17 protein-coding genes are annotated in these 22,536 nt (G+C 38.9%); 10 read left to right on the top strand and 7 right to left on the bottom strand.

Going from position 1 to position 22,536, the window contains the following annotated elements; genetic code table 11:
• Positions 1 to 12: 12 nt before the first annotated feature.
• A complete protein-coding gene (locus BLS38_RS08825) occupies positions 13 to 792 on the top strand; it encodes an IclR family transcriptional regulator (RefSeq protein ID WP_092748767.1) in 780 nt (259 codons plus the stop codon).
• Between the two features lie 44 nt (positions 793 to 836).
• Here the strand turns inward: BLS38_RS08825 and pgsA are convergent, their stop codons facing one another.
• The 3 genes from pgsA to BLS38_RS08840 form a co-directional block, all read right to left on the bottom strand.
• Positions 837 to 1,427 carry a CDP-diacylglycerol--glycerol-3-phosphate 3-phosphatidyltransferase gene (pgsA, locus tag BLS38_RS08830; RefSeq protein WP_092748713.1) on the bottom strand — a complete coding sequence of 197 codons (591 nt, stop codon included), beginning with the start codon at positions 1,425 to 1,427 and terminating at the stop codon, positions 837 to 839.
• A gap of 145 nt (positions 1,428 to 1,572) precedes the next feature.
• Entirely contained in the window at positions 1,573 to 3,327 is a 1,755-nt protein-coding gene (gene uvrC, locus BLS38_RS08835; protein WP_213030512.1) for an excinuclease ABC subunit UvrC, read from the bottom strand.
• Between the two features lie 79 nt (positions 3,328 to 3,406).
• On the bottom strand, positions 3,407 to 4,135 hold the full coding sequence (locus tag BLS38_RS08840) for a pyridoxine 5'-phosphate synthase (protein ID WP_092748715.1): 729 nt from the start codon (positions 4,133 to 4,135) through the stop codon (positions 3,407 to 3,409).
• A gap of 288 nt (positions 4,136 to 4,423) precedes the next feature.
• Between BLS38_RS08840 and BLS38_RS08845 the strand changes: the two genes are divergently transcribed.
• From BLS38_RS08845 to BLS38_RS08860, 4 genes are all read left to right on the top strand, one after another.
• Entirely contained in the window at positions 4,424 to 6,472 is a 2,049-nt protein-coding gene (locus tag BLS38_RS08845) for a 3-hydroxyacyl-CoA dehydrogenase NAD-binding domain-containing protein (RefSeq protein WP_171258560.1), read from the top strand.
• 1 nt (position 6,473) lies between these two features.
• Entirely contained in the window at positions 6,474 to 7,640 is a 1,167-nt protein-coding gene (locus BLS38_RS08850) for an acetyl-CoA C-acyltransferase (RefSeq protein WP_092748719.1), read from the top strand.
• Between the two features lie 105 nt (positions 7,641 to 7,745).
• Positions 7,746 to 8,411: a DsbA family oxidoreductase gene (locus BLS38_RS08855; protein ID WP_092748771.1), complete on the top strand. Its 666-nt coding sequence runs from the start codon at positions 7,746 to 7,748 to the stop codon at positions 8,409 to 8,411.
• Positions 8,412 to 8,628: 217 nt separating this feature from the next.
• The gene (locus tag BLS38_RS08860) at positions 8,629 to 9,564 is read left to right on the top strand and encodes a hypothetical protein (RefSeq protein WP_092748721.1); all 936 of its coding nucleotides are present in this window, start codon (positions 8,629 to 8,631) and stop codon (positions 9,562 to 9,564) included.
• 47 nt (positions 9,565 to 9,611) lie between these two features.
• Here BLS38_RS08860 and htpG read toward each other — a convergent pair whose 3' ends face one another.
• On the bottom strand, positions 9,612 to 11,534 hold the full coding sequence (gene htpG / locus BLS38_RS08865; RefSeq protein ID WP_092748723.1) for a molecular chaperone HtpG: 1,923 nt from the start codon (positions 11,532 to 11,534) through the stop codon (positions 9,612 to 9,614).
• Positions 11,535 to 12,264: 730 nt separating this feature from the next.
• On the opposite strand from htpG, the gene BLS38_RS08870 reads away from it, so the two are divergent.
• The 5 genes from BLS38_RS08870 to BLS38_RS08890 all read left to right on the top strand — a co-directional run bounded on the left by BLS38_RS08870 (position 12,265) and on the right by BLS38_RS08890 (position 16,400).
• Positions 12,265 to 13,050, top strand: a complete 786-nt coding sequence (locus BLS38_RS08870; protein ID WP_092748725.1) for an ABC transporter substrate-binding protein — start codon at positions 12,265 to 12,267, stop codon at positions 13,048 to 13,050.
• A gap of 93 nt (positions 13,051 to 13,143) precedes the next feature.
• Positions 13,144 to 13,833 (top strand): ABC transporter permease, encoded by a 690-nt coding sequence (locus tag BLS38_RS08875; RefSeq protein WP_092748727.1) that lies wholly within the window; start codon positions 13,144 to 13,146, stop codon positions 13,831 to 13,833.
• Complete coding sequence (locus BLS38_RS08880; protein WP_092748729.1) at positions 13,830 to 14,543, top strand: ABC transporter permease; 714 nt, start codon at positions 13,830 to 13,832, stop codon at positions 14,541 to 14,543. The genes BLS38_RS08875 and BLS38_RS08880 overlap by 4 nt, the downstream gene beginning before the upstream one ends.
• 11 nt (positions 14,544 to 14,554) lie before the next feature.
• The gene (locus tag BLS38_RS08885; protein ID WP_092748731.1) at positions 14,555 to 15,331 is read left to right on the top strand and encodes an ABC transporter ATP-binding protein; all 777 of its coding nucleotides are present in this window, start codon (positions 14,555 to 14,557) and stop codon (positions 15,329 to 15,331) included.
• Between the two features lie 157 nt (positions 15,332 to 15,488).
• Entirely contained in the window at positions 15,489 to 16,400 is a 912-nt protein-coding gene (locus BLS38_RS08890; RefSeq protein ID WP_092748733.1) for a LysR family transcriptional regulator, read from the top strand.
• Between the two features lie 43 nt (positions 16,401 to 16,443).
• Here the strand turns inward: BLS38_RS08890 and BLS38_RS08895 are convergent, their stop codons facing one another.
• The 3 genes from BLS38_RS08895 to rpoC all read right to left on the bottom strand — a co-directional run bounded on the left by BLS38_RS08895 (position 16,444) and on the right by rpoC (position 22,487).
• Complete coding sequence (locus BLS38_RS08895) at positions 16,444 to 17,538, bottom strand: NADH:flavin oxidoreductase/NADH oxidase (RefSeq protein WP_092748735.1); 1,095 nt, start codon at positions 17,536 to 17,538, stop codon at positions 16,444 to 16,446.
• Between the two features lie 85 nt (positions 17,539 to 17,623).
• Positions 17,624 to 18,136 (bottom strand): SRPBCC family protein, encoded by a 513-nt coding sequence (locus BLS38_RS08900; RefSeq protein WP_244518250.1) that lies wholly within the window; start codon positions 18,134 to 18,136, stop codon positions 17,624 to 17,626.
• Positions 18,137 to 18,296: 160 nt separating this feature from the next.
• Positions 18,297 to 22,487, bottom strand: a complete 4,191-nt coding sequence (gene rpoC, locus BLS38_RS08905) for a DNA-directed RNA polymerase subunit beta' (protein ID WP_092748737.1) — start codon at positions 22,485 to 22,487, stop codon at positions 18,297 to 18,299.
• Positions 22,488 to 22,536 lie beyond the last annotated feature (49 nt).

The raw sequence follows: 22,536 nt of genomic DNA on the forward strand, positions 1-22,536 counted from the left end.
AAAGAACTCACTATGTCTATGACCAGTTTTGGAAAAATACTGACTGTACTCGACTTATTTTCAGTCAGTCGACCTGTGATTAATGTTGACTTAATTGGATATGAACTTGGATTATCTAAACCAACCAGTTATCGTTATTTAAAAGAATTGGTTGCAACAGGTTTATTACAACGTATTTGTGGCACCTCTGGTGACTATATGTTAGGGCCTAAAATTGCAGTCCTCGACTACATTTCTAGAGCCACTGACCCGTTAGTACAAATGAGCATTCCTTTTATGAAAGAAATAGCTGAAATTACAGAGTTAGACTGCATGCTCACTTTCTTAAATCATGATTATTGTATTGACTTACATAGTGAATCATTTCAAAAACATAAACTATTGTCTTATGGACGTGGTAATCCACGTTCTGTTTATATGGGGTCTTCTCCCAAAATTATGGTATCTTATTTAAGCAAAAAAAGCTTACAAACATTTTATAAAAAATATGCGAAAAACTTTGCTCATACTGGGTTCGCAGAGAATGAAACCATTTTTCTACAGCGTATGAAAAAAATTAAAAAACAAGGTTATTATTTTTCACAAGGCGAAGTACTAGAAAACTATGCAGGGCTTGCCGTACCTGTACATTACTCCAAAAAGCTCCCACCTTTAGCCCTGACCATTATTGGCTCAAAAAATCGCTTTACTTTTGTTGATCTCAATAAACTTATTGCGATGCTCACAGACAGCGCTCGGCAAATTGAACAACAATATTTTGAACTCATTCATCAAGATGAGACTGAGCAATAAAAAAACACCTCATAGGAGGTGTTTTAAACAATAGAGATTCTAAATTATGGCTGTTTCAAAAAAGGCCATGCTGCTCTTAAATAAATCACCATAGACCATAAGGTCAAAATGACGGCTGCATATAAAATAATATACGCTAAAATATCTAATGGTTGCCAGTTGAGTAAAAATACACTAATTGAAATCATTTGAAATGCAGTTTTATATTTACCGACCGTAGACACTGCAACATTGGTACGTGCACCAAGCTCTGCCATCCATTCACGCAAAGCAGATACTGTAATTTCACGAGAAATAATCACAATGGCTGCAAATGCCATTAAAATTGTGGGTTTCCACTGCACCAACATAATTAAAGCCGCTACAACCATGAGTTTATCTGCAACAGGGTCTAAAAAGCGCCCAAAAGCAGAGCTCTGATTCAATACTCGTGCTAAATAGCCATCAAACCAATCGGTAATTGCGGCTAAAATAAAAATTGAAGTGAGTAAAGCATGGCGAAAAACAATGGTATGTTCACTACCGTGTACCCCAATTACAGGGGGCCAATACGCAATCAGTAAAAAAACGGGGATTAATCCAATCCTTGCGATGGTCAACACATTTGGAATATTCAGGATCTGCCCTGTACTCATGATCTACTCGCCACCTTGCTTAGCCAATTGTGTGTACAATCCCATTAGACAAAATAAATTGTATCTAAATATGATGCCACTTTATACGAAATCACAAGCACTGTCGACCATGAAAGTTAACCGAATGTGTTTGCAGTAACCATCTTTACTCATGTAATACCTTATAAATAGTTCTTGCCATCATTGCACCAATACCAGATACACCTGTGAGCTCTTTTTCAGAGGCTTTTAGTACCCCTTGTATGCCACCAAAGTGTGTGAGTAAATCACGGCGACGCTTTTGGCCTAAACCAGGAATCACCTCTAGTACTGAGCCTGCACGGCGTTTATCTCGCTTCGCACGGTGTTTGGTAATCGCAAAACGATGGGCTTCATCACGTACTTGTTGAATTAAATGCAATGCTTTACTGTCTTCAGGTAACTGTATTTTTTCACCATTGGTAAAATGTAGGGTTTCTAAACCCGGTTTTCGACCTTCGCCTTTTGACACCCCAACCATAAAGGCCTCTAAATTCAGATCTTGCATTACCTCCATGGCCATATGGAGTTGCCCTTTACCACCATCTATGAGTAATAAGTCAGGTAACATGGCTTTTTTATAACGGCGAGTCAGTGCTTGACGCATAGCAGCATAGTCATCTCCGGCTTGAATATCTTCAATGTCAAACTGGCGATAATCTCGCTTACGCATTCCCCCTTGGTCAAATACCACACAAGATGCAACCGTGGCCTCACCCATGGTATGACTAATATCAAAACACTCAATACGATCTATACTACGCTCAAGTAACTGCTGTAACTGATAAAATCGTTCATGTAGCTCTAAATGATTGCTCAATTGACCTTTAATGGCATGCTCTACATTCATTTGAGCCAGTTGTAACCATTCAGCACGTGTTTCTCGGACACTTGATTTAATATGTATACGCTTGTCTAAACTTTGAGAAAGGGCCTGTTCAAGCTGTGTTTGGTCGGGTAAGGTTTGATTAACAATTAACTCTTGTGGTACTTCATCTGCCACTTGAAAGTAAAAGTTCGCCATAAAGTCACTGAGCATTTGCCCAAGATCATCACTCAACATGTCTGGAAAATAGCTTTTTCCACCTAACATACGGCCATTACGTACGTGCATAACTTGTACGCATGTTACCCCTGCAAGATGAGAAATGGCTAAAATATCGGCTTCGCCTTTGACTTTGTAGACCGCTTGTTGTGCAGATACTTCACGTAACAAACTTAAACGATCTCTATAAAATACCGCTTTTTCAAATTCGAGCTTTTCTGCCGCCTGTTCCATCTGTTCAATCAGCTCTTGATTCAGCGCTTTAGTATTACCTTGCAAAAACTGTATTGAATTATCGACATCGTGCTTGTAGCTTTCAGGCGTCACTAAGCCCACACATGGAGCAGTACAACGTTTAATTTGATACTGCAAACATGGGCGTTTGCGTTGTGCAAAATAACTATTTTCGCATTGCCGAACATTAAAAAGCTTTTGTAAAGTTAACAACATATCCTTAGCGGCATACGCGCTTGGGTAGGGCCCAAAAAAACGCCCCACTTGATGTCGTCCTTTGCCTCGTCCACTGGCAATGCGTGGGTAAGGTTTATCTGTAGACACGTAAATATAAACGTATGATTTATCATCTCTGAGTAAAATATTATACTGTGGCCGATGTAACTTAATTAGATTTTGTTCTAACAATAAAGCTTCAGTTTCAGAACGTACAATGATCGTTTCAATGTCACGAATTCGGGCAACCAAAGCTTTGGTTTTAGGGTGATCAATGGTTTTAACAAAATAATTAGAAACACGGTTTTTTAAGTTTTTTGCTTTACCAACGTACAACAGCTCGCCATGTTCACCGAGCATTTTGTACACGCCAGGCAGTTGAGTCATGTGATGAAGTATTGTTTGAACATGTGCACTGATATTTGGATTCACGCCTTGCCTTCTTTTACCAATTAAACTTTTTAATTCAATACTTACTACATATCTCAATATATCTATTAAGCACTTCTTTTAGTCCATACTGTATACATTCAATCGTAAATGCATGTCCTATCGAAACCTCACTAATACTGCAACAACTTAATAAATTTTCCAAATTATCTAAATTAAGATCATGTCCAGCATTCACAATCATTCCTTCCTCTTGCGCAGCTAAACACGTATTCACTATGGCTTGAGTCGCACTATCTATTTCACTCTTTATCTTTCTACTTGCATAATATTCGGTATATATTTCAACAGCATCAACGTCAAATTTCTTAGCTAACTTAGCATCTTCTAGATGAGGTTCAATAAATAGTGTTAATCGTGTGGGAACCTCTCGTATTTCTTGTATTAACGGTTTTAAAATAGATGAATCTGTTAAATCCCACCCATGATCTGATGTGAGTTGCGTTGATGAGTCTGGAACCAATGTACATTGATGAGGAGAAACATCTTTTATAAGATCAAGAAACGCTCTATCTGGATAACCTTCTACATTTAACTCCGCGTTAGGATACCTTTTTAATATTTTTGAAATGGTATAGACGTCCTCATACTTAATATGTCTTTGATCTGGCCTTGGATGAACAGTAATACCACCCACACCAAGCTTTAATATTTGCTCTACAAACTCGCCTAAGTCTGGAAAATTAGTCCCTCTTGAATTTCTAATTAAAGCGATTTTATTTACATTAATACTTAATCTGGCCATCTACATTAATCCAAATATGTTCAACCGAGAGGATATTTCATCATTTAATTTTTAATCGAATACTGTCTATATCTTCAAAGCACCTACCATATAAAAATGTATCAATTGCTTTAAATACCACTTGCCACAATACAATCTATCAGATTTACACTAAAATATAGCCACTCTACATTTTAAACCCATACAATACAGACAAAACCGACAGGTTCAGTTATCTTAAAGTAAATACTCTTTTCACTAAATTTTACAATGACATGTAGTCAAACACATACTCAAGGAGATAAGGGCATGATTTATAACGGCCCTGCGGTCAGCATACAACGATTAGAACATGATATTGCAGCACTGCGCTTTAAAGCACCACAGGGTAATACCCCACTTTTTCATTACGATTTTTTTAATGACTTAGACATAGCACTTAATTCTCTTGATAACGAACGCAATATTTCAGGGTTACTTTTATTAGATTTAGAATGCCCTCCTGCCACAATGTGTCAGTATTATCAGCAACAGTTACAACAGCAACATATTGAAGACCTATTTGCCCATGCTCAAACACAGCTTAACCGTATTGAAGACTATACCTTTCCAACTGTCGCTTTAATCGAACAGTATACCTTTGGCCCGATGGCTGAAATTGCTTTATGCTGTGACTACCGTATGACTTGCCCGCAAGCTCGCATGTTTTTTGCTGCACACACCTTTGGTCAAAGCTCGGCACTCGGTGCAAGTGTTCGCTTACCTAGACTTATTGGACTTGAACACGCCATAACAACGCTACAAAATAATACGCCATTTAATACCATTAGTTTACGTACTATAGGGCTTGCAGATGCTCAGATATCTACAAACAATATTCTAAACAGCGCTATACAGTATGTGCAATTAAAACAACAACAACCTAAACCGTTATATAAAGTTCAACCAACAAAACTCACACGAATTGCACAGTTTATGGTGTTTGAGCAAGCAAGAGCATTGACCTACCAACAGAAATCACATGTTCACTACCCTGCTTATAAAATTTTACTCGATACTCTCGAACAATCTGTAAATAGCAGTCGTGTAGAAGCGCAACAATTCGAGTTACAGGCATATATAAAAATAAATAACCTTTGGCAAACCCCACAATTAACAATACAAGCATGTTCGCAATATATAACAGATCAAGCCATGCCACCTCAGTTACAACATGTCGCCACTGTCGTGAACAGTTATCAGCCATGGATAACAGATCTTCTTCAGCATGACTTACAGGTGCATATTGCAGATACAGGGCAAGACTTCGACTACAACACTTTCAATCAGGCCCTTGAGCAATCCACTATAGATTTAAAAACATCTGCCATTAAATATTCTCGCTATAATCCATTGAGTCATGACATTCAATGTGTCTTTGATTTGGTTGCAGAAAATATCAATACAAAAGTTATTCGCTTAAATCAGTTACAACAACAGCTAGATACAAACTGCATCATACTTGTTGAAAGTCCTATGATTTCTGCACAAAATTTAGCAGAGCAACTTGAGCAACCAGAACACGTGCTGGTCATGCATCAGATGACCAGCCTACACAGCAAGCCGTTGGTCGAGCTTGTTGCGCATAGCAAAGCTAATCAAAATACAGTCACCTTAGCACACCACCACTTACAACAACTCGGGAAAATGCCGCTTTTAGTTAATCCAAAAGCAGGTTTATTTAGCCAACATATTTTAGCGGCTTATGTCTCGGTTTTATCTGAACTGATCGATGACGGTATAGATTTTGCCGTTATTGATACTGCGATGCAAAATTTTGGATTTTTAGAAGGCCCTGCAAAATTGCTTGATCGCATTGGTCTCAAACAGTATGTCTATATTGAGAAAGCACGATATGGCAAGCAAGCAAGTATTCCCAAATGTATTCAATACATGGTTGATCAAGGGCACTTCGGTCAAACACACGACTTTGGATTTTATCGCTACGACAACAGCACACAAACGGCTAGAACCAATCATATAATATATGATTTATTATATAGTGAGCAGCCGTTTCATGTGATGGAAGATCAAGATATTGTTGACCGTTTCCTCATCGCTTTATGCCATGCCACATTACAAGCGATCAATGAAGGCATGGTCAAAGATGCGCAACAAGCAGACTTGGCATTAGTCCATGGCTTTGGTTTTCCTGACTTTTATGTTGGACCATGCTATTACATACAACATATTGGTTTTGCAGAATATATTGCACTATGCAACCGACATGCTCATCTTGGTGAAACATATCATGTACCTAAAAAAATTAAAAACATGTTAGCAACCCAACAATTTTTTTATACTCAGGGAGTGGTTTAAAATGTCAAAAATCAAACCACATGACGTTGTCATTGTCGACTGTGCCCGCAGTGCAATTACACCTGCACATCATGGACAATTCCAACAGCTACACCCAGAGCAACTCGGTGCTAGACTACTTGCTTCACTTTTGCAACGTCATACTTTTGACCGAAATGACATAGATGGCTTAATTCTTGGCTGTGCATATCCAGAACAACAACAAAGTCAAAATATTGCACGGCGTATTGGTTTATTAACACAGCTCCCTGTAGAGGTTCCTGCACATTGTATTAGTGCGTTTACAGGCTCATCAATGCAAGCCTTACACCATGCCACAGCACAAATTATGGCCGCACAAGCACAGGTTTTTTTACTTGGTGGGCTAGAGCATGTCCGACCAAAAACATCTGAAACCCTCGCATGTAATGAAGCAAGTAAATTTTACCCATCTATGGCACAGCACAGTGCTTATAGCCATGATTTACTGGCTAAAATGTACGATATCAGCAAAGAAGAACAAGATGAAATGGCATTTGCTTCACATCAAAAAGTACAGCTTGCACAGCAAAGGGGTTTATTTAAATCGCAAATCATTGCCTTAGAAGGACAATTAAGTGATGGCACAGCCAGCATATGTACAGAAGATACGTATACTCATACCGACCTCGCCTTATCCGACATAAAACAACATACGCCAATATCAGATCTACCACATGCCAGTTTTAGTTTGGGTAACAGTGCGCTTCCTGCCAGTGGGGCTTCAGGTATGCTCGTTATGTCGCAACACTATGCACAGCAATGTGGTTTAAAAGCACGAGCAGTCATTCGAGCCAATACAGTTGCAAGCTGTGACCCTGCAATATCACCGTTTGCACTAGTATCTGCAACACAAAAAGCACTCAACAAAGCCAATATGACAGCTAAAGACATACAACAATTTGAAATACATGAAGCGTCTGCAAGCCAATATCTAACCGCTATACGTGCTCTAGACATTTCAAAACAACAAGATTGTATTAACTCATATGGTGGTGCAATCGCTTTAGGGGATGCCAGTGGCGCAACAGGATTACAGCTAATCACATCTCTACTGCATGCAATGGAACAACATGACCGTCAATTTGGGCTAGCCAGCTTAGCAATACCTTTGGGTCAAGGCATGTGTACAATCATTGAACGTATATAATCATTACGAATCATCATTATTGGTATGGTAGTACATTTAAAGCTTGCCTTTTTAAAATGTACCACCATGTATACAACGATCAATTTAACATTATTGGGGAAAAAAATGCGTGTAGATATTTGGTCAGATGTAGTCTGTCCATTTTGTTATATTGCAAAAAAACGATTAGAACGCGTTGCAAGTGAAATGCAAGAGCCTTTAGAGATTTATTGGCACAGCTTCCAATTAGACCCAGATGCACCTACATCACACCAGTCATCAAACAGTGAACGCTTGGCAATAAAATATCAACGTAGTGTTGAAGATATTGAACAAATGCAAAGACAAATTGCAACCATGGCAGCAGAAGAAGGCATTGATTTTCAATGGCAAAAAGCCAATTCGGGCAATAGTTTTAACGCACACCGTGTGATTCACTTAGCACAAAGTAAACACTTGGGTTCAGAAGCACAAGAAGCATTTTTTAAAGCGTATATGACCGAAGGACTGGCGATTGGTGAACGAGAAGTTCTTGATGAAATTGCTTCTCGAATTGGCTTAGAGCATGGTGAAGTCGAAGATGTTTTAGACTCCAATGCTTTTGCTGATTTTGTTAAATATGATGAAGAAATGGCACGAGAGAAATTAAATATCACTGCTGTACCATTTTTTGTATTTGACCAACGTGTCGCTTTAGCGGGCGCACAACCGGCTCAAGTATTACAAGATGTGATTACCAAAGTACGCCTTGATCAAGCCAATGCAGAAAACACACCACCAGAAGCAGAATGATTTTTTGGGCGACTTTATAGTCGCTCACGCTTTAACATAAATAATAAAATTTCTGAGAAATATAATATGCTCAAAATAATATACCGACAATTTGAACTTACCTTATAATATAGCCATATAAAATCAGGTTAAATTAATCAGACATTTAAAGATCTTTTCAGCTTATTTTAAGTATAGCGTAGACAATCATGTACGATGAACTTGCTAAAGAACAACCGTGGCTCAACTCTGTAAAGATACTCGTGGTGCAATGCTCGTTATTCCTTGTGTTTTAGGATATACACTCTGCACAATAATATATTTTTCAAATACTTATACATGGGTAGCATCTTCTCATGCGCAGAATTGTTCAAGCCAAAAGAAAAAGCATCATCTTCTAAAGCCAGCACCTATTCAAAAAACAACTTTACCCCCACCCCCAGATACACCAGAATATGTATTAGGGTTTGACCCCTACTCTCCCGAGTTTGCAAATGAACTGATGGCAGTATTTAGTCAGGACTCTTTAGCAACACGGCTCAATAAAAATGAAAAATCACATCCTAAAGTCCGTACACTTGGCATACCTAAGAAAAAAACACTGAACAAAAAGGCCACTAAAGCCAAAGAAAAGTTATGGATTGGTCAAGTTCTGCAAGATGTTTCTAAGATTTTACCTTTTCAAAGTAATTTAGATTTAGGCTCTAACTCAACTTCAGATGTTTATGTACAGTTAAGTGCGGCTAAAAGTTGGCCTTTATTTGCAAATTGGAATCTAGACACCAGTCAAACCTTTCGTTATGGTGCACAGAGTAAAAATTATTCTGAAACAGACTTTAACTTTTCACAAAAAAGTAACAGCGCCGAACTCATGGCCAATCAACTCTCTGTGATTAAGACATACGAGTCACAATATAATTGGAATGATAAACTGTTTATGAAACAAAAGTTATGGCTAGATCACCAGCTTACTTACGGTTTATATACTAGTGGTACCTATAACAAAGATAAAAAAGAACTCGAAATACAAAGTTGGGGGCCATACTTAGGTTGGCGTTTGCCACTATGGCGAACATGGTTATATTTAGACAATGATGTTTCTTATTATAAAGATAGCACCGCAACAGATGGTTATAGCTTCAATGTAAATTTACAGCTTGAAGCTATATTTTAAACAACCAAAAGGCTTATCAAAAGCCTTTTGGTTTAAAAGACTCGTTATTATTTCACTAACAAGCTATTAATACGCTTTACATATGCAGCAGGGTCTTCTGGTAAGCCACCTTCTGCAATAACAGCTTGATCAAAAATGACATTAGCTAAATCATCAAACTGTACTGTTTCTGCCAGTTTTTTTACCAATGGGTGCTCAGGATTAATTTCGAGCGTTGGTTTCATATCTGGTACAGCTTGACCTGCTTGTTTTAGCATACGTGCCAACTGTGGTGATAACTCACCTTCATTGGTCACAAGACATGCAGGTGAATCAACCAAACGAGTCGTTACACGTACATCCTTGGTTTTGTCTTTTAATGCTTCTGTTAACTTATCAACTACAGGTTTAAATTCTGCTTGAGCTTGTTCAAGTGCTTTTTTCTCTTCAGCATCTTGCAAATCACCTAAATCAACGGCACCTTTAGCAATACTTTGCATGACCACGCCGTCAAACTCATGCACAAAATTCATTGCCCATTCATCTACACGATCAGCCATGAGTAATACTTCAATGCCTTTTTTCTTAAACAACTCTAGCTGTGGTGAGTTTTTAGCGGCCAGTAAGCTGTCTGCAGTCACATAGTAAATGGCTTTTTGGCCATCTTTCATACGTGCTTTATAATCGGCCAATGACGTTGTAATATCTTCATTGGTTGATGTTGCAAAACGTAGAATTTTTAAAATACGGTCACGGTTACCTGTATCTTCACCTAAACCTTCTTTCAGTACCGAACCAAATTCAGCATAGAATTGCTTGAATTTTTCTTGGTCTTTTTCATCTTCCGATTTTGCTAAGCCATCAATTAGCGTTAAAATACGGCGTGCATTCCCTTCACGAATGAGTTTAACATCACGGCTTTCTTGAAGAAGCTCACGGCTCACATTTAATGGTAAATCTGCACTATCTACAACACCTTGCACAAAACGTAAATAGTTCGGAATCAGATTATCTGCATCGTCCATAATAAAGACGCGTTTCACATACAGCTTAATGCCTGCTTTGGCTTCTCGTGTAAAAATATCATGGGGTGCTTTACTCGGAATATACAACAGTTGCGTATATTCAGTATTGCCTTCAACACGGTTATGCGACCAAGCCAACGGTTCATCATATGCATGGGTTAAGTTTTTATAAAACTCAACATATTGCTCATCTGTCACTTCGCTTTTACTGCGTGTCCACAATGCACTGGCTGAGTTAATCGCTTCCCATTCATCTGTTTTGACCATTTGACCGCCTGTTGGTGTTTCACCTTCAGCAACCTCTTCCTCTTGCCATACTTCTTTTTGCATTTGAATTGGCAGGCTAATATGGTCTGAGTATTTATTTACAATCTGCTTTACTTTTTGCGATTGTAAGTAGTCCAGAGCATCTTCACGCAGATGTAAAATGATATCTGTTCCACGTGAAGCCTTTGTGATTTGCTCTACTTCAAAATCACCAGTACCACCACTGGTCCAACGTACAGATTGGCCTTCTTCAGCACCTGCACGGCGTGATTCAACCACGATTTTATCTGCAACAATAAAACCTGAATAAAAACCTACACCAAATTGACCAATTAACTGAGCGTCAGATTTTTGATCACCTGTAAGTTTAGACATAAAGTCTTTTGTGCCAGACTTTGCAATCGTACCCAAGTTATCAATGGCTTCTTGTTCTGTTAAACCAATACCATTGTCTGAAATAGTTATGGTTTTATTGATATCATCTAAAGCAATACGAACATGCACATCAGGGTCGTTTTCATATAACTCTGGATGATTAATCCCTTCAAAACGCAATTTATCACAAGCGTCTGATGCATTAGAAACCAACTCTCTGAGGAAAATCTCAGGGTTTGAATATAAAGAATGCGTTACTAGGTGCAGTAACTGCGACACTTCAGCTTGAAAGCTATAATTTTGTGAAGATTTTTGATCGCTCATCATCTTTCCTCGATTCTGTGATTTATTGTAAAGATGTCTTTATCAATGGTGTAAGTCAGAAAAATTTCAAGTGCGTTTCTTGTTTTTATATGCTGTTATCTTTTTATACGCATAAAAAACAGCTGTATAACATAGATATAGCGCTGTTTTTTGTCTACCTTATAAGGTAAACCTTCATCTTAAAAATAAGTATTAAAGGTTTCAAGCGTGATTTAAATGTCTTTTATTTATATATTTTCTGAACAGTATATGTGCTGTGCTCTGGTAACATTTTGCAAAAGATACAACCGGCTATGCACTTTTATTGCGATTGCTCGTTAAATAATAGTTGTACGTGTCACATGGGATTGTATTTCCGAAGTGCTTTATTCTTAGAAAAAATCATACCAATTTTGCAGATCACGTATACAACCTAAAATCCACTTAAATATAAAAAACAATAGACTATAGACTTTTTATTTAAAAAATATGCCTACCATCACACTCTATATAAAATGCTTTTCAAAGAGACTATCAATTCAAATGAATAAAATTGTAAAATATTACTACCTCATGACACAGTCATTTGTATAATGCACTTTCAATAAGCCTAACGGCTTTTTTGCATTTTTTTGCCATGACCTAAATTGAGCGATGGTATAAAACTTGCTTGCCCATCACCATGCAGTGAGAAGTAAGTTTCCAAACTTTACTGTTCAGTTCAATGAATTTATTTTTAGGAACATTTCGTATGAAAAACTGGAAAAAGAAAATACTAGTTTCAACAACAGTAATGCTTGCGACATTTACAACGTATGCTCAAGCCAAAGACTGGTCAGTGATTCGCTTTGGTACAGAAGCATCTTATGCACCTTTTGAATACAAAGCACCTGGTGATAAATTGACAGGATTTGATGTCGATTTAGGCAATGAAATCTGTGCACACCTTAAAGCAAAATGTGTTTGGGTAGAAAACTCTTTTGACGGTATGATTCCTGCACTCAAAGCGAAAAAGTTTGACGGTATCTTATCTTCAATGACAATCACTGAAGAACGCTCAAAACAAATCGCATTTAGTAATAAAATCTACAACACACCAACACGTATGATTGCAAAGATTGGCTCACCATTACAACCAACTGCAGCTTCACTCAAAGGTAAACGTGTCGGTGTACAACAAGGTACAATGCAAGAAAGTTATGCAAAAGCATACTGGGCAACACAAGGCGTCAGAGTTGTGTCGTATCCAAACCAAGATGTACTGTACCAAGACTTAATTTCAAGCCGTTTAGATGCATCACTACAAGACGCGCTTATGGTTGATGCAGGTTTCTTGAAATCACCAAAAGGGAAAGGCTTTGCATTTGCTGGCAACAATGTGGTTGATGCAAAAACTCTTGGTGTAGGTGCAGCCGTTGGTTTACGTAAAGAAGATAACGACTTACGTGAAAACATCAACAAAGCACTTGCAGCAATCATTGCAGACGGTACATACAAAAAACTAGAGAAAAAATATTTCCCGTTTAGTATTTACTAATTTAAATATAAAGTGTCAGCTACGTGCTGGCACTTCTCTTATGTATTATTCTCATCAACATCAGATTTATCGTTTCACTTGGAGAAGATGAGTATGTTTTTGTCTGGCTATGGTTCAGCACTACTCAGTGGCACATGGATGACCATACAGCTCGCACTATTTTCGCTCATACTTTCTATTATTATTGGCCTAATCGGTGCAGTCTGCAAACTATCTCGAATTAAGTTTGTGCGTTCTGTCGCAGTAATATATACCACACTCATTCGTAGCGTTCCCGATCTATTGATCATGCTTCTTTTGTTTTATAGCCTTCAAATGGGTCTAAATGCCATTACTGAACCGCTAAACATGAATCAAATTGACATTGATCCATTTGCCGCAGGTGTGATTACCCTTGCTTTTATTTATGGGGCTTATTTTACAGAAACGTTTCGTGGTGCCTTTCAATCTGTACCTAAAGGACAAATAGAAGCAGGCTTTGCCTATGGTATGACGCCATTTCAAGTGTTTCGACGGGTTCTATTTCCACAAATGATGCGTTTTGCACTGCCAGGAATTGGTAACAATTGGCAGGTTTTGATCAAAGCAACTGCTTTAGTTTCTATCATTGGTCTTACAGATATTGTTAAAATTAGCCAAGATGCTGGGCGAAGCACCATGCAAGTGTTTTATTTTAGTGTGGTTGCAGCTGTCATTTACCTTGCAATTACTACAGTATCCAACCTCATTTTAATGTGGCTTGAGCGTCGTTATTCGGCTGGGGTGAGAAAGGGTCAACTATGATTGAAATTATTCAAGAATACTGGAAGTCTTATCTTTGGACAGATGGTATGCAACTGACGGGCCTTGCCATGACCTCGTGGTTATTGGTCCTATCTATTGTAATTGGCTTTGTACTTGCTGTACCTTTATCTATTGCACGAGTATCAAGTAATCCTTTTATTAGCCGTCCTGTTTGGCTATTTACTTATATTTTTCGCGGTACACCATTATATATACAACTGCTTATTATCTACTCAGGTATTTATAGCTTTGACTTTATACACGACCATGAACTTCTCGATGAGTTTTTTAGAGAAGGGCTTAATTGTACAATTTTAGCTTTTGCGCTCAATACCAGTGCATATACCACGGAAATTTTTGCAGGATCTATTCGCTCAATTCCTTATGGTGAAATAGAAGCAGCGCAAGCTTTTGGCATGTCACCATGGAAAAAATATACTCGTATTATTATTCCATCCATGTTACGCCGTGCCCTTCCCTTCTATGGCAATGAAGTGATCTTAATGCTACATGCAACAAGTATTGCCTTTACTGCGACCGTACCAGATATTTTAAAAATTGCGCGAGATGTCAACTCTGCAACATATCAAACCTTCAATGCTTTTGGTATTGCTGCAGTACTTTACGCATGCTTGGCTTTTCTACTCATTGCAATTTTTAGAACATTAGAAAAGCGTTGGTTAGCATTTTTAAAACCATCGGATCATTAGGAACAACACAAATGACAGACTCAACCAAACTAGTGGTTCGTGATTTATATAAAACCTTTGGCGACAATGAAGTTCTCAAAGGTATATCTTTAGATGCCAAAGCAGGCGATGTCATCAGTATTATTGGTTCATCAGGTTCCGGTAAAAGCACTTTATTGCGTTGTATTAATTTTTTAGAGCAACCAAGCAATGGCTCTATTAAACTTAATGGCGAAAAACTAAAAACTGTTTTTGATAAAAATAATAATTTAAAAGCCACTGACCCAAAACAACTGCAAAAAATGCGTACCCAACTCATGATGGTATTTCAGCATTTTAACTTATGGTCACATATGACTGTTTTAGACAATGTCATGGAAGGCCCGATTCATGTATTAGGTGTAAAGCGTAAAGAAGCTGAAGAACGTGCACGTAAATATTTAAGACAAGTTGGACTTAATGAAAGTGTAGAAAGTAAATATCCTGCATTTTTATCGGGTGGGCAACAACAACGAGTTGCTATTGCTCGTGCACTGGCCATGGAACCTGAAGTAATGCTGTTTGATGAACCAACCAGTGCTTTAGATCCTGAACTGGTGGGTGAGGTGCTCAAAGTCATGCAAAGCTTGGCAGAAGAAGGACGTACCATGATTGTGGTCACCCATGAAATGGGCTTTGCTCGCCATGTCTCTAACCGAGTCATCTTTTTGCATCAAGGCAAAATTGAAGAACAAGGCAATCCACAAGAAATTTTAGACAACCCAAAAAGTGAACGCTTACAGCAATTCCTTACCGGTAGTTTAAAGTAAGACCAGCTGCTTTTAGTGCTTTAACCCTCAAAAATACCAACAGTGCAGTGCTGTTGGTATTTTTTTTATGCATAAAAGAGCACTCTCAACTCAGTGGCCAATTTTTGAAAATTTAGTATGTCATGACTCTAGCAATATATATGAATGGTAATACACTATGAGTAACGATCTTAGAAATATAGACTTAAACCTTTTAAAAACACTCGATGCACTACTCGATGAACGTAGCGTCACAGCCGCAGCTAAAAGGCTTTCTCTCACTCAACCTGCGGTCAGTAGCATGCTTACACGATTACGTGAATGTTTTAATGATCCATTATTTATTAGAAATCAGCGTGGTATTACCCCAACCATACGCGCACAATCTCTAGCTTTGCCAATTAAAAAAATCTTATGCGATGTTAGTGTACTCATGCAACCTTCAGGCTTTAAACCTCATGAGGCAGAAATGGAAGTACGAATCGTTGCCACAGATTACACATTAAAAACAATATTGGTTCCTTATATTGCTTTACTACGTCAAAAAGCACCCAAAATCAAAATTGCTATATTTTCTGCAAAGTCAGATCAAATTTATACCTTACTCGAAGAAGGAAATATAGATTTTGCAGTTATTTCTGAAGCAGAAGCACATATCAATTTACACATGCATGACTTATTTGAAGACCGCTATATATGTGCAGTACATAAAAATCATATTATGGCTACTCGTACAGAAATTACACTTGATGAATTTTGTGCAATGGAGCATACCCTTGTCTCTCATGATGGTGGATCATTTTTAGGTATTACAGACCAAAGCTTAGCAAAAATTTATCTCAAACGTAATGTAATGCTTTCCATACAAGGCTTCTTATCACTTTCAGATATTTTAGCAAGCACCGACCTTATGGCTGTTGCTCCGTCTCGTTTAATAAAAGATATGCCTGATTTAGTCAGCATTGAACCTCCCCTTGATATTTCAGGGTTTAACAAAGTCATTGCTTGGCATGAGCGAACACACAGAGATTTAGCGCATATTTGGCTTAGAGAAGAGCTGATCAAAATTGTAGAAAAGATAACATCGTAAAATAGTACCATGCCAAGTAATGATAACTTGGCATGGTAAAAAATTAGATTGCGTAACGCTCTAACCAATGCGCATACGGTGCAGGTAAAACCCATGATGGTTTATCAACATTTAACTGCTGTGCCAATGCATACGGATAATGTGGATTGGCTAACATTGCACGCCCAATCATCACAAGATCCAGTTGCTGTGTTTCTAAAGCATTTTCAGCAACTTCAGCTTTTGCAAATCCCCAAGCAGAAGCAACAGGCAGTCCAGTTTCTTTACGAACACGTCCTGCAATTTCACCTAAAAAGCCATCTCCCCATGGAATATTCGTTTCAGCAATGGTAAAACCGACACTAACACTTAATAAATCTAATCCATTCTTCTTAAATTGTTGTATCAGCTGAATTGATTCAGCTAAAGTTTCTTCATCTTGACCATCATACTCCACAACACCAAAACGTGCAGTCAATGGCAAATGTTCTGGCCAAACTTTTCGTACTGCTTGTAAAGTTTCTATTAAAAATCGGCTGCGACCTTCAAAGCTGCCACCATATTGATCCGTACGATGATTTGAGTGCTTTGAAAAAAAACTTTGTGCAAGATAGCCATGAGCAAAGTGTAGCTCTAACCATTCAAATCCTGCATCCAAAGCACGCTTAGCTGCATCTACAAAACCTTGCTTTACACGTTCAATATCATTTATCGACATTTCTTGAGGTACACGTGGTAAATGATGGCCAAATGCAACTGCTGAAGGTGCAATAGATGGCCAAAAGCGCTCATCATCTGAAGCAATATGGTCATCACCCTCCCAAGGTCTATGTGCATTTGCTTTACGACCTGCATGTGCAATTTGAATTCCTGCAACAGCACCTGCATCTTTAATTCCCTGAGCAACTTTGGCCAACTCGTCAGCTTGCTGGTCATTCCATAGTCCTAAACACGCAGGTGTAATACGTCCTTCAGGAGTGACTGCTGTCGCTTCTACAACGACTAAACCTGCACCACCTCTAGCAAGGGTATTATAGTGACTAAAGTGCCACTCATTGGCTAAACCATTTTCTGCACGATATTGACACATCGGCGGCACGGCGATTCGATTGCGTAATTTCACATTTTTTAATTTAAATTCTGAAAATAAATGGCTCATTAAATCTCTCTCAAATAAAGTAATACATGTTGAATCATCTATACGGTCGTTTCATATCTATGATTATTTTTGAAATCTAATAAAATCAACCTTTTGAATGCGTTGAAGCGATTTCAATTAAACCATCAAGCCATTCTTGATGTCCATTGAGCATCGGATTAGGTCTGGTTTTGGCTAACTCTTTTGCAGGTTGGCCTATTTGAGTTTCTTGCGTCAGTACTCTTACACGATTATGAGATAAATCTTCAATTAACCACGCATGATGAACATCTAAACGAGTATCCCCTTCACCTGACCAACCATACCAAGCAATACGGCCTGCGATATTTTGTTGCGGCTGAATGAACTCCACAACTTCAGCATTCACAGGGAATCCGAACGTTTTAAAAAAGAACTCTGTACCTAAACTTAAGTGATCTTGAGCATTATTCAACACAACATCTGCTGAATTTTTGTAATAACTTGGCCAAAGTGTTGCTGTTTCAAGGTATACCCAAACATCTAAACTATTTAAGCCTGAAATAATCACTTCGTTAGAAACAAAATTATCTGTTTGACCAGGTAAATACTCTACTGGCCATATAATTGAATTCATCATTTTTAATTACCTTTCTCGTGGCTTATTTATATAATGAAAGGATTTTAGTTATAATACAAATTAACAATTTCTATATTAGATATAAAATAAACATATATCAAAGCAATCAGCGATAAAAAAAGGCACCCTAAGGTGCCTTTTTTTATCATAATACTATAACTTATAGCTCTTCATTTAGTGCTTGGCTAAATGCTTGATCTACATCACTAAAGTCGTTATGCAATTCAATTTCTGCCGCTTCAGATTCTTTACGACGACGCTCTAAGTGATATGCAAGACCAGTACCTGCAGGAATCAAACGACCTACAACTACATTCTCTTTCAGACCACGTAACTCATCTTCTTTACCAGTCACTGCAGCCTCAGTTAACACACGAGTCGTTTCTTGGAAAGATGCCGCAGAAATAAATGAGTCTGTTGAAAGCGATGCTTTCGTAATACCCATTAACAAACGCTCAAATTTCGCAGGGAACTTGTCTTGTGCCAATGCCGCTTGGTTTTCTTGAACCATGCGAATATAGTCGACCTGCTCACCTTTAATAAAGCTCGTATCACCACCATCAGTGATATCTACTTTACGTAACATCTGACGAACAATCACTTCAATATGCTTGTCGTTGATTTTTACGCCTTGTAGACGGTAAACATCTTGTACTTCATTTACGATATAATTGGTTAATGCAACTTCACCTTTTAAGCGCAAGATGTCATGTGGATTTTGAGGACCATCAGAAATGGTTTCACCACGGTTTACATGCTCACCCTCAAATACGTTCATTTGACGCCATTTAGGAATCAATTCTTCGTAAATTTCAGCACCGTCAGCTGGTGTAATTACCAGACGATACTTACCTTTTGTTTCTTTACCAAAGCTTACTAGACCTGAAACTTCAGCTAAAATCGCATGCTCTTTCGGCTTACGTGCTTCAAATAAGTCAGCAACACGCGGTAGACCACCGGTAATATCACGAGTACGTGATGATTCTTGTGGTACACGACCAATAACGTCACCTACACCGATGGTTTCACCATCACGTACAGTGACAATCGTATTTTGCGGTAAGAAATAGAATTGCTCACCACCATCAGCCGTATCAAGTACAATCGCAGGGCGTAAATCTTTACCAGATGCAGGACGTGCTGTCACAGGTAAAATTTCAACACTGGTCATACCTGTGGTGTCATCTGTTTTCGATGTGATTGTCGCGCCATCAACCATTTGAGAGAAGCGCGCTTTACCTGCAACTTCTGTTACCAATGGATGTGTATGCGGATCCCATGTTGCAACAATACCACCACCCTCTACAGCTTCACCATCTTTTAGCAAGATGCTTGCACCGTACGGTAGTTTATAACGTTCACGCTCACGACCAAGGTCATCGGCAATACCAATTTCACCTGAACGAGAAACAGAAACTAAGTGACCTTTTGAATGTTGTACAGTTTTCACATTGTGGAAACGTACTGTACCTTTATTACGCACTTGTACACTGTTTGCAGCAGATGTTCTGCTTGCTGCACCACCAACGTGGAATGTACGCATGGTTAACTGTGTACCAGGTTCACCAATCGATTGTGCCGCCATAACACCTACTGACTCACCAGGATTCACCTGATGACCACGAGCAAGGTCACGACCATAACATGCTGCACACACACCAAATGTAGATTGACAGCTTACAACTGAACGAACTTTAACTTCATCCACACCAGCATCTTCAAGGTACGCTGCGATTTTTTCATCAATCAACGTACCTTTTGCAAGTACAACTTCATCATCAGATGCACGTTTCACGTCTTCAGCAGTCACACGACCAAGGACACGGTCACGTAATGCTTCAATCACGTCACCACCTTGAATAAATGGTGTCATCACAAGACCTTCACTTGTGCCACAATCAGGCTCAGTGATCACAAGGTCTTGTGCAACATCAACTAAACGACGCGTCAAGTAACCCGAGTTTGCCGTTTTCAATGCTGTATCGGCCAAACCTTTACGTGCACCATGCGTTGAAATAAAGTACTGAAGTACGGTCAAACCTTCACGGAAGTTTGCTTTAATCGGTGTTTCAATGATCGAGCCATCTGGCTTAGCCATCAAACCACGCATACCTGCAAGCTGACGAATCTGTGCAGCACTACCACGCGCACCAGAGTCAGACATCATGTAAATGCTGTTAAATGACTTTTGCTTCTCTTCTTGACCCTGTTTGTTTTTCACCATGGTAGAAGACAAGTTATCCATCATCGCTTTGGCAACTTGGTCATTGGTACGTGCCCAAATATCGACCACTTTGTTATAGCGCTCACCTGCAGTCACAAAACCTTGTTCAAATTGATCTTCGATTTCACGAACTTCAGCTTCTGCTTTGTCAATAATGGCTTGTTTCGTTGGTGGAATCACCATATCTTCCATACCTACAGACACGCCTGAACGTGTTGCTTGACGGAAACCAAGATACATTAATTGATCTGCAAAAATAACCGAATCTTTTAGGCCCAATTTGCGGTAACACGTGTTGATTAACTTAGAAATGTTCTTCTTGGTCATTTCAAGGTTAATCATGTCAAAGCTTAAGCCTTCAGGCACAACTTCCCAAAGCAAACAACGACCCGGTGTTGTATCTACAATAATCGTTTGCTTGTCACGATTACCATTTTCATCAATTACCGTTTGATGTACACGCACCTTAACACGCGCATGCATTGCCACTTGATGGGTTGCGAGCGCACGGTTTACTTCATGCGTATCAGCAAAGATCATCCCTTCGCCTTTGGCATTGATCGCATCACGAGTGATGTAATACAGACCCAATACCACATCCTGAGAAGGTACGATAATTGGCTCACCGTTGGCAGGTGACAAGATGTTGTTTGTAGACATCATCAAAGCACGTGCTTCAAGCTGTGCTTCCAACGTCAATGGTACGTGAACCGCCATTTGGTCACCATCGAAGTCGGCGTTAAATGCCGCACATACGAGTGGGTGTAGACGAATCGCTTTACCTTCAATTAAAACAGGTTCAAACGCTTGTAAACCCAAACGGTGAAGTGTTGGTGCACGGTTCAACATCACAGGGTGTTGACGAATCACGTTTGCAAGTACGTCCCACACTTCTGGTGTTTCGCGCTCAACCATTTTCTTCGCAGCTTTAATGGTAGTTGCTTGACCAGATGCTTGTAGTTTCGCAAAAATAAATGGTTTGAAAAGCTCAAGTGCCATTTTTTTCGGAAGACCACATTGATGTAGACGTAATGTCGGGCCTACGGTAATAACCGAACGACCTGAATAGTCAACACGCTTACCAAGTAAGTTTTGACGGAAGCGACCTTGCTTACCTTTGATCATGTCTGCCAAAGATTTTAAAGGACGTTTGTTTGAACCGGTAATTGCACGACCACGACGACCGTTATCAAGTAACGCATCGACAGATTCTTGCAACATACGTTTTTCGTTACGTACAATAATATCTGGTGCAGAAAGCTCTAAAAGACGCTTCAAACGGTTGTTACGGTTAATCACACGGCGATACAAATCGTTAAGATCTGATGTCGCAAAACGACCACCTTCAAGCGGTACAAGCGGACGTAAGTCAGGTGGTAATACTGGTAATACATTCATTACCATCCACTCAGGCTTGTTATTTGATTGATAGAATGCTTCCATCAATTTCAAACGCTTAGATGCTTTTTTCAGTTTTGTTTCTGAAGTCGTTTGTGGAATTTCTTCACGTAAACGTGTAATTTCAGCTTCAAGATCAATATCTTTCAATAAATCTTGTACTGCTTCAGCGCCCATTTTCGCAGTAAATTCGTCGCCATGCTCTTCAAGCGCAGTAAAATACTCTTCATCGTTTAGAAGTTGGTATTTTTCTAATGCTGTCATGCCTGGATCTGTCACCACATATGATTCGAAGTATAAAACACGTTCGATGTCACGTAGTGTCATATCAAGCAATAAACCAATACGGCTTGGTAAAGATTTTAAGAACCAAATATGTGCTGTTGGTGATGCAAGGTCAATATGACCCATACGCTCACGACGGACTTTTGCAGTGGTAACTTCAACACCACATTTTTCACAAATCACGCCTTTGTATTTCATACGCTTGTATTTACCACACAAGCATTCGTAGTCTTTTACAGGCCCGAAAATTTTTGCACAGAACAAACCATCACGTTCAGGTTTGAACGTACGATAGTTAATGGTTTCTGGCTTTTTCACTTCGCCATGAGACCATGACTTAATCATTTCTGGTGATGCAAGACCAATACGGATTCTGTCAAACTCAACTGGAGTATGACCCTCTGAGTCCGTTTTCTTACGCATGATATCGAGTAAGTCTTTCAATTCTTTTCTCCGTGTGCCGAGTAAAGTGTATTCACTTTCTCGGCAGGGT

The organism is Acinetobacter boissieri (assembly GCF_900096955.1).
In the GTDB taxonomy this organism is placed as follows: Bacteria; Pseudomonadota; Gammaproteobacteria; order Pseudomonadales; family Moraxellaceae; genus Acinetobacter; species Acinetobacter boissieri.

What these genes read in the sequence shown, in the direction of transcription:
- pgsA (WP_092748713.1), bottom strand. Translation starts at nt 1,427, where the DNA reads ATGAGTACAGGGCAGATCCTGAATATTCCAAATGTGTTGACCATCGCA.
- BLS38_RS08850 (WP_092748719.1), top strand. Translation starts at nt 6,474, where the DNA reads ATGTCAAAAATCAAACCACATGACGTTGTCATTGTCGACTGTGCCCGC.
- BLS38_RS08875 (WP_092748727.1), top strand. Translation starts at nt 13,144, where the DNA reads ATGTTTTTGTCTGGCTATGGTTCAGCACTACTCAGTGGCACATGGATG.
- BLS38_RS08855 (WP_092748771.1), top strand. Translation starts at nt 7,746, where the DNA reads ATGCGTGTAGATATTTGGTCAGATGTAGTCTGTCCATTTTGTTATATT.
- BLS38_RS08825 (WP_092748767.1), top strand. Translation starts at nt 13, where the DNA reads ATGTCTATGACCAGTTTTGGAAAAATACTGACTGTACTCGACTTATTT.
- BLS38_RS08840 (WP_092748715.1), bottom strand. Translation starts at nt 4,135, where the DNA reads ATGGCCAGATTAAGTATTAATGTAAATAAAATCGCTTTAATTAGAAAT.
- BLS38_RS08870 (WP_092748725.1), top strand. Translation starts at nt 12,265, where the DNA reads ATGAAAAACTGGAAAAAGAAAATACTAGTTTCAACAACAGTAATGCTT.
- BLS38_RS08895 (WP_092748735.1), bottom strand. Translation starts at nt 17,538, where the DNA reads ATGAGCCATTTATTTTCAGAATTTAAATTAAAAAATGTGAAATTACGC.
- BLS38_RS08885 (WP_092748731.1), top strand. Translation starts at nt 14,555, where the DNA reads ATGACAGACTCAACCAAACTAGTGGTTCGTGATTTATATAAAACCTTT.
- htpG (WP_092748723.1), bottom strand. Translation starts at nt 11,534, where the DNA reads ATGAGCGATCAAAAATCTTCACAAAATTATAGCTTTCAAGCTGAAGTG.
- BLS38_RS08845 (WP_171258560.1), top strand. Translation starts at nt 4,424, where the DNA reads ATGATTTATAACGGCCCTGCGGTCAGCATACAACGATTAGAACATGAT.
- BLS38_RS08890 (WP_092748733.1), top strand. Translation starts at nt 15,489, where the DNA reads ATGAGTAACGATCTTAGAAATATAGACTTAAACCTTTTAAAAACACTC.
- BLS38_RS08880 (WP_092748729.1), top strand. Translation starts at nt 13,830, where the DNA reads ATGATTGAAATTATTCAAGAATACTGGAAGTCTTATCTTTGGACAGAT.
- uvrC (WP_213030512.1), bottom strand. Translation starts at nt 3,327, where the DNA reads ATGACTCAACTGCCTGGCGTGTACAAAATGCTCGGTGAACATGGCGAG.
- BLS38_RS08900 (WP_244518250.1), bottom strand. Translation starts at nt 18,136, where the DNA reads ATGATGAATTCAATTATATGGCCAGTAGAGTATTTACCTGGTCAAACA.